The 7,787-nt window shown below is 62.1% G+C and carries 7 protein-coding genes and 1 pseudogene; 4 read left to right on the forward strand and 4 right to left on the reverse strand.

The features are described from left to right. Nucleotides 1-251: 251 nt before the first annotated feature. Nucleotides 252-623, forward strand: a complete 372-nt coding sequence (locus IWX65_RS16865; protein ID WP_196884720.1) for a hypothetical protein — start codon at nt 252-254, stop codon at nt 621-623. A gap of 257 nt (nt 624-880) precedes the next feature. Beyond that, nucleotides 881-1,036, forward strand: a pseudogene (locus IWX65_RS16870) (four-helix bundle copper-binding protein); the annotation flags it as partial. 1,261 nt (nt 1,037-2,297) lie between these two features. Here IWX65_RS16870 and IWX65_RS16875 read toward each other — a convergent pair. Further along, nucleotides 2,298-2,459, reverse strand: coding sequence for a hypothetical protein (locus IWX65_RS16875; protein ID WP_196884721.1), 162 nt, complete (start codon nt 2,457-2,459; stop codon nt 2,298-2,300). Between the two features lie 425 nt (nt 2,460-2,884). Here IWX65_RS16875 and IWX65_RS16880 point away from each other — a divergent pair. Then, nucleotides 2,885-4,029, forward strand: a protein-coding gene (locus tag IWX65_RS16880; protein ID WP_196884722.1) for an IS3 family transposase whose coding sequence is annotated in 2 segments (ribosomal slippage) — nt 2,885-3,155 and nt 3,155-4,029 — 1,146 coding nt in all. Because the reading frame shifts where the segments join, the coding sequence is not laid out codon by codon here. A gap of 72 nt (nt 4,030-4,101) precedes the next feature. On the opposite strand, the gene sigK is transcribed toward IWX65_RS16880, so the two are convergent. After that, entirely contained in the window at nt 4,102-4,683 is a 582-nt protein-coding gene (gene sigK / locus IWX65_RS16885; protein ID WP_196884723.1) for an ECF RNA polymerase sigma factor SigK, read from the reverse strand. Nucleotides 4,684-4,973: 290 nt separating this feature from the next. Next, nucleotides 4,974-5,621, reverse strand: coding sequence for a class I SAM-dependent methyltransferase (locus IWX65_RS16890; protein ID WP_196884726.1), 648 nt, complete (start codon nt 5,619-5,621; stop codon nt 4,974-4,976). A 99-nt stretch (nt 5,622-5,720) separates the two neighbouring features. Between IWX65_RS16890 and IWX65_RS16895 the strand changes: the two genes are divergently transcribed. Next, on the forward strand, nt 5,721-7,154 hold the full coding sequence (locus IWX65_RS16895; RefSeq protein WP_196884724.1) for a dihydrolipoyl dehydrogenase family protein: 1,434 nt from the start codon (nt 5,721-5,723) through the stop codon (nt 7,152-7,154). A gap of 33 nt (nt 7,155-7,187) precedes the next feature. On the opposite strand, the gene IWX65_RS16900 is transcribed toward IWX65_RS16895, so the two are convergent. Further along, a partial coding sequence (locus IWX65_RS16900; RefSeq protein WP_196884725.1) for a CDP-alcohol phosphatidyltransferase family protein occupies nt 7,188-7,787 on the reverse strand: 600 nt, incomplete at its 5' end.

Raw genomic sequence — 7,787 nt, forward strand, 5'->3', positions numbered from 1 at the left:
GCTGGCGCTTAGGAAAGACCACAGAAAAAATAACGCCGGTGAGCAATGCTAGGGAATCGGTTGGAACAGCGGCTTGAATAGAGCCTTGATGCCTTCGGGTGGTCCGGTGTCCACGTCCGCGCGATTGACCCCGTGTGTTCAGACCGGGGTGAGGAAGGTCCCTTCAAGGTCTTGCAGTTGATAGATCCAGAGCATCCAGATGCCGGTGACCCGGTGACTAGTCAGCGTACTGAGCATTCGCTTAGGGTGGAATGGAGAAGCTGACCGGCAGACCGAAGGGAATTCCTATTACAGGATCAGCGGGGCACAGGGTGCATATCACCGCCAGGGTGGTGATATGGGTCGTCCTGAGTCTTTCGCTGTTCATCGCTTTCACTACATCGGCAGTTGCGGTGCTCTGCCTGCAGATGGATCACCACGGTTCCGTTGTCCGAACCACCCGCGCGGTAGATGCCGAATCGCTGGGAGAGAGCATCGCTGCCGGTCCAATGAGCATGGCTTCGGGCCCCGAGGGGGCAGTGTCTGCCCAGGCGTGCTGTCACCAGCAGGTGAGCACGCCAAAGGCAGTCATCGGTGTGCAGAAGGTATCACCTCCGGAGGAGGAAACGGTCCTCCGGAGGTGATGGGGCAGACCCGTGATAGTGGTTTCTTTCCTCTGCCACTGGCCGACCCGGCCTTGGAGAAGCTCGACCATTTAGCACCATCTCTCATCGTTCTTTCGATCAGTCGGACATAAATCTCCTCACAGCGCCAAGTACTGCGCGTTTCACCATGCCCTTTCATGCCGACAACGGTCGGCGTTACCGGGCTCTGGTCTGCCCGTAATTCAGTTAGAGGCCAGCGATTGGCGATGAGTCGCAACCCGATGAGGAGAAACACCATGACACACGTTGAAGCGATGCTCGAAACCTATCCGAAGGACCTTGGAGGGGTGGATTCATCCAGGCTCACCGAATGTATCAAAGCCTGCGTTGAATGCGCCCAGACCTGCACCGCCTGCGCGGACGCCTGCCTCAGTGAGGACATGGTGGCCGATGAGCATTAGAAGAACGACCGCGACATAAACCAAATGACTTTTGTGGCGAACTATAAGGGTTCTGTCGGCTGCTGTTGCCGGGACGATGCCGCCACCGAGGGCGATGGTGTCAGTGTTGCTACCTAGACCGACATACTCAGACATGACGGCGTTTCGGGTTTTCCTCACGATTACCAGGTGAGTTGAGTGGAATTAGTGGTGTGCGCGGTATGGGCGGGCCACGACACCGATGGCGCCCGCAAGCATGAGCGCCACAATGCTCAATACGCCGATGACGACATGACGTAAGGAAAGGGCACTGTCTGCCGGTTGTGTTGCGACGTAAATTGGTGGCGGTGTTTCGCTTCCCTCCGCGGATGACTGCGGCGTGATGGCGGACGAGGTTTTACCGGTAGACCCCAGTTCACGTATCTGGCTTATGTTTGGCGTACCGAGTTTCGGGGTAAGGGTGCCACGTGGTGCAAGGGGAGGTGTCATTCCGTTTGCGGGAGCCGATGGTGGAGATGAGCGCTTGGGGTTCACGATGGGCGCTGGGGCGGCTTCAATAGGAGCGAACCTGTTGGTGTCGTTGGGGTCGGCGTTGCCGGTGTTTGGAGCATCTGGTGTCGGTTTCGCAGCGATTTCAGTGTCGGGCGGTGCCAGTTCCGCAGATTCAGTAGATTCAGCGTCGGTTTCGGTCGGAAGTGCAGAGGGTGTTGGTTCGGTAGACGCCGCGGTGGGGGGTGCAAGGGGTACCGGTTCGTTGGGCGGTACCGGAAGCGTGGGGATCAGCTCCCCGCCCAGCGGTAGGGCAGGTGGAGTAGAGGGCTCCAATGTTGCCGGTGTTGGAGGATCGGTGTTCTCAGTGGGTGAGGGGCCTGGTCCGGGGATGATTGACTCATCAGGTGGCATCATCGTCTGCGCCGCACTGCCACTGCCGAGGGCAGTGTCCACGGCGAAAGCCGGGGCCGGACCCGCGAGGATCAGCCCGGCCGTAGATAGCAGGACAGTTAGCGTTATTGAATGTGCTGCGTAAGGGCGCATTGCAGGTCTCTTTGATGTGGGAAAGTTCGGTGATAACGGTCGCTAGGTGCTCAGGGTCACGGATCCGGTTGAAACGAGGTAGCCGGCTCACCGGCACACCGTGCCGTTGTATCCGGATTGCCTCAGCGTTTATTCGTCATCAGCCATGCCATAGCTTGGTCCGACAGCTTGAGATTTTTTAGCTTAACCTTGCAGCGGCCGGTGATAACGGTGGAAGCCCAATCACAGGTGAGCTGAATCAGGCTTCTACCCTGCTCGGTTCGATCGAGGTCCGGCTAATGGGCTTGAAATCCTGCGTAAGGAGGATCACGATGCCGTGGCGGTCGTGCGGCTCGACCTGCAGGAAGACCTCGTGGACTGCGGCATCGGTGGTCCCGGCGAGGCCAGGCAATGTTGCCACCCTGTTCAAGTCATGCCTGCGCCCTGTCATGAGCTGGTTCAGGCCGAGCACCTGGCGCGCGACCGGACCACCGTGAAGCTTCGCTAGTAGCGGCCCGGCTCATCAGCGCATGTGGTCTGGACGATCAGCGGCAAGTCCGGTGAGTGTGCAAGCGGCAAATATCACGCAGCTTTGGTTTGAAGTCACCCGAACACAGGGGGGTCCAATGATAGGGACTGAAGAGCGCATCCAGCAGAGGGCACTTCTGAAAGTCAGTGAGGGGTTGCGGGGCGCTGCGATGAGTGTCCTGCAACCCTTCATTGTGCGATGTGGAATCTTCGGCTCGTCCACGTCGAACGTGGAATTGGTTGGGTCCCCGGGTAGGAGTCCGGTGTCTGTGTGAGTTTTCGCATCCGATAATGGGTGCTGGAGGAGATTCACGAATCATGGCACGTAGACATACCCCCGATCAGGTCATCGCGAAGGTGCGGCAGGGCCAGAAGATGCTCAATGACGGACGCCCGATGGTCGAGGTCATCAAGGAACTGCAAGTCACTGAGGCGACGTGGTACCTGTGGCTTCAGCAGTACGGCGGCGAGAAAGCCGAGGCGTCCAAGCGGACCAGGGAGCTGGAGAAGGAAAACGCCCGGCTCAAGAAGCTGTTGGCTGATCAAGTCCTCGCCAATGACATTTTGAGCGAGGTGGCGAAGGGAAAATTCTGAGCCCCGAACCCCGGCGCCGTGCGGTACGCATGGCGCAGGAGAAGTTCGGGGCGTCGGAGAGGTTCGCGTGCAAGGTGCTGGGGCAGAACCGGTCCGCCCTGCGGAAGGGCCGCCCGGAGGTCGGTTTCGAGGAGGCCCAGTTGCGCGCCGATCTGCGCGCGGTGGCGGTGAAGCATCCGGTGTGGGGGTGGCGCAAAGCCCGTTGGCACCTGCTATCCCAGCCGGCCTGGGACGGGGTGGCGCTGAACAGGAAGCGGATCCGCCGGCTCTGGCGTCTCGAGGGACTCACCTGCAAGCCCGGGGCGAGGAAGAAGCGCAGGTCCGGGCCCGGCGCCGGGGAGCAGAAACGGTTGCGGGCCGAGTATCCGATGCATGTGGTCAGCTTCGACTTCCAGTCCGATGTCACCTCCTGCGGACGGCACATCCGGTTCTTCAACGTGATCGATGAATACACCCGCACCGCCCTGGCGATCATCCCGCGCCGGTCCTTCACCGCAGCGGATGTGGTCGCCGCGTTGGAGGACATCATCGCCGAAACCGGCATCACCCCCACCTATGTCCGGTCGGACAACGGGCCGGAGTTCACCGCCGCGGCGCTGACCACGTGGTGCAGCACGGCCGGGGTGGAGACCGCGTTCATCGACCCGGGCTCGCCGTGGCAGAACGGGTTCGCAGAGTCCTTCAACGCCCAGTTCAGAAGGGAGCAACTCACCGGCGAAATCATGGACACCCTGGCCGAAGCAAAGTACCTGGCCGAGGAATGGAAAGACATCTACAATCATGAACGGCCCCACGGATCCCTCAACGGAATGACACCGCACCGATACTGGAAACGCTGGACCGCAGAAAACCAACTAGCTATCGCATAGCCACTGGACTGCTAACGGGGACCCAACCAGAATGTCTTCACGCGCTGGCGCAGGAATATTTCTTGATGTTGATCAGCTGGCTTTCAGGCAGATACTGAGTCGTTTGAGGCCGTCCCGGATCCGCGTTTTTGCGGTGGCCGCGGGGATGCCGAGGTGCTCAGCGACGTCGTTGTAGGTAAGCCCGGTGTAGAACGCCAGATGGATCGCTTCCCGTTGAACCGCGGACAAGTTTTTCAGGCATGCATTGACGGCTGCGCTCTCGTCGTGGGCGATGACGGTTTCGGATACGTGATCGTAGTCAGTGTCCTGGTTCTTCATGTCCCACCGTAGATCCCGTAGACGGTGGGCTTGTTCTGAGCGGACCTTGTCGACTGCCTTGCGGTGGGCGATGGTCAGGATCCAGGACAGAGCTGTGCCTTTGTGCGGATCGTAGCGGGCCGTTCCTCCCTGCCAGAGGGTCAGGAATACTTCCTGCGTGGTGTCGGCGCTCAGTTCAGCGTCCACGACGACTTTGCGCACCAGTCCATACACCCGACGCGAGCATTGCCGATAAACCTCAGCAAAGGCTTCCTCATCGTGCTTGGCGACGCTGCACAGCAGATCAGATAGCTCTGATGACGATCGATGTGCGGGCGGATGGTTGGGTGGGGACATGCAGTGTGACCTTAACGGGGAAATGGTGTGCTGTCAGAAATACCAGCGGGGTGCGCTGACGGTGCTCTCCCCCCGCATAACGAGCACCGGCAATACGGGTGAGAGTGCCCCATCGGCAGCACCGCGGCGTTTCTGCCCTCTCTGGTACTGAACCTAACCGGCTGCAACCTCCAGCATCAAGCTCCGTGACCAACCTGCAACTTAGTCAAAATGCACAGTGGCAAGACTCATAACACTAGTTGCACCAGCGGGACACTCCGGACCGACATGGGATGCCGGATCGGGGAGTGCTACCGGAGGCGGCCGGTGCGAATTTGGAGGTGTCCGCCGCGCGCGGAGGCTGGCATGACATCGGCGCAGTTGTGTTCGACCCCGGTCCAGGGGTGTGCGGTGATATCTGCTCCGCCGAGGTGGCATGCAGCCCTGGCCAGAGGCGCCATCAGGGAGTGCAGACCGGTGGGTTCCTGCATGTCCACTACGCCCATGGAAGCGCCCGGAGAGCTCATGAGGATCATGTTGGTCCAGGCGGTTTCCCAGTCCGTCATGAGGGACAGGGCGTAGGTCGCCAACGCAGCCTCAGAGTACTCGCGCCCTCCCTGGGCTGCGATGTCGGCACGGATCGCGGTGGGCGTGAGCGTGGTGGCATCCGCCTCGATGAGGATGACGTTGGTCCAGTCGTTGCGGGTCGCTTTCCGGCGGGCCTGGGCGAGCATGTCGGGGCTGCGGTCGATGCCCACGATTGTCCCTCCGGGTCCGATCCGTTGCTGGAGGAGCCCGAAGTTCAGTCCGGTGCCGCAGCCGATGTCCAGGACCTGGTCGCCGGGATGAAGGTCCAGGGATTCGATGCCGATCTTCCTGCCGGCCCGATAGACGGGCCATTCGGCGGAGAGCAGGTCGTACAGGGGTGCGAAGCTGCGGTATTTTTCAGCGATCAGGATTCCTTCCCTATCGGGGGTGGGCCCGGCCGGGCCGGCTGCGGTGCCTACAGCTTATGGTGAAGAGAAATCCGCAGAAACCGACCACGAGATGGAGATTCAATGGGAAGCAAGGACGGGATCATTGATTTGCTGGTGGTCGGCGGCGGTACGGCCGGGATCGTGGGAGCGAAGACCGCAGCCCGGCTCGGCGCGGATACGGTCCTGGTCGAATACTCCCGCACGGGCGGGGACTGCTTGTGGACCGGATGTATTCCGTCCAAGACCCTGCTCTCCGCGGCCGGGCGCTCGGTGGCTGAGCGCGCCCTCGGCGCCAGTGGAACGGCTTTTGCAGAGGTGCGGGCGCGCATCGCGGAGGCCATCGCTGCCATCGAACCCGATGATTCTCCGGCGTCGCTGGAAGCCGTCGGTGCGTCAGTGGTGACCGGTACGGTGCGGTTCACGGCTCCCGGGTTAGCCGACGTCGACGGGAAGGTCATCCGTTTCCGGCAGGCGCTGATCGCGACCGGCAGCGCACCCCTGGTGCCTCCTATTCCCGGATTGGACGAGGCTCCGATGGTGACATCGGAAACCGTATGGGATTTGGAGGAACTTCCGCAGCGCCTGATGATCATCGGGGGAGGCCCGATCGCCTGTGAGCTGGGGCAGGCTTTCGCGCGGCTCGGCTCGGCCGTGGTGATGCTGGTGCGCTCGGAAATCCTGCCGAAAGAGGACCGTGATGCCGCGGCGCTCGTGCGGGCCAGTCTGCAAAAACACGGCGTGGAGATCGTTGAAGGAGCGGAGGCCGAAAGCGTCACCACCTCCCAGATGGACGGCGACAGCAACTGCGAACGTTCTCGAAGCATCGTCCACACCAGCGATGGACGCGCATTCGATGCCGACGTCATCCTGGTAGCTACCGGACGGAAGGCCCGCACCGAAGGCCTGGGGCTGGAGCACGTGGGTGTGGAGCGCAACGATGCCGGCCATGTGGTGGTGGATGCCGGGATGCGCACGTCCAATCCGAGGTTCTGGGCGGCGGGAGATGTGACACCGCACCCCGACTTCACCCACCTGGCAGGGGTGTATGCGAGCACCGCAGCCTCCAACGCCGTCCTGGGCGTACACCGGTCGGTCAGCACCATAGTTCCCCGGGTGACGTTCACCTCCCCCGAGGTTGCCGTCGTCGGCCTCACCACCGCTGACGGCAAGGATCAGATCACCTCGACCATTCAGCACGCGCAGATGGATCGGGCCATCACCGAGGAGCAGACTTCGGGCTTCACGCGGTTGGTGATCGGCAAGGGCGGACGGATCCTCGGGGGAACGATCGTGGGACCGCGGGCCGGGGAATCCCTGGCGGAACTGACACTTGCTGTGCATCAGAAGCTCACCACCCGGGACCTCGCCGGCGTCACCCATCCCTATCCCACGTATAGTGACGCCCTGTGGAATGCGGCCATCGCCGATGCCCGTACGGCGCTCGACTCGACTCTGGTCCGCACCGCAATGACCGGCCTGGTCAGATTTACCCGTTGGCGCAACCGGCGGTCCTAATCCCATGCCGATGATGAGGGGTGGGGTGAGGTTTCATCGCAGCAGCCGGTAACCGGCCACGATCCGCTGTGTGGCACTGACCAGGACCAAGAACGCCCACGTCGAAGCGATCTGCCACGCCGCAGCCGGGAACAACAGCCAGAGACTGTGGACAAGTACCGTCTCCGCACCCTCCGCCAGGCCGCCCAAGAAGGACAGCGAGCGGCCGTCATCGATTTGCCGGCCGCTTTTCTCCGCGATCGAGGAGAAGGCCAGGAACACGCTGCCGTTGATGTAGTAGGCGAACAACACCAGCAGGAAGGGAAGCCACGGGGCGCCGAACGCCGTGGTGGCTCCGATGGCTACCCCGACGACGGTGGCACCGTAGACCACGAAGTCCGCGGAGATATCCCAGAACCCACCCTGCCCCGCATCCGCTCTCGCAGTCTCTAATTGTGCCCTGCGGCGTGCCAACGGTCCGTCGAGCCCGTCCGCGAGTCGGCAGAGCAGCCAGGCGGCCAGGGCGGGAAACCACATCTGGCCGGCTGCGAGGCCGGCGCTGGCAAGCCCGAGGACCAGGTTGAGCCCGGTCAGGCGGTTCGGGGTGATCCACGGTACGTCCAGGCGGGCCGCAGCGCTATCGAGCGCGGGTGC

The sequence above is a fragment of the Arthrobacter sp. CAN_A214 genome (genome assembly GCF_015751955.1).
In the GTDB taxonomy this organism is placed as follows: Bacteria; Actinomycetota; Actinomycetes; order Actinomycetales; family Micrococcaceae; genus Arthrobacter_D.

Excerpts from the sequence above, each read along its gene's own strand:
- IWX65_RS16895 (WP_196884724.1), top strand. The coding sequence starts at position 5,721 with ATGGGAAGCAAGGACGGGATCATTGATTTGCTGGTGGTCGGCGGCGGT.
- IWX65_RS16865 (WP_196884720.1), top strand. The coding sequence starts at position 252 with ATGGAGAAGCTGACCGGCAGACCGAAGGGAATTCCTATTACAGGATCA.
- sigK (WP_196884723.1), bottom strand. The coding sequence starts at position 4,683 with ATGTCCCCACCCAACCATCCGCCCGCACATCGATCGTCATCAGAGCTA.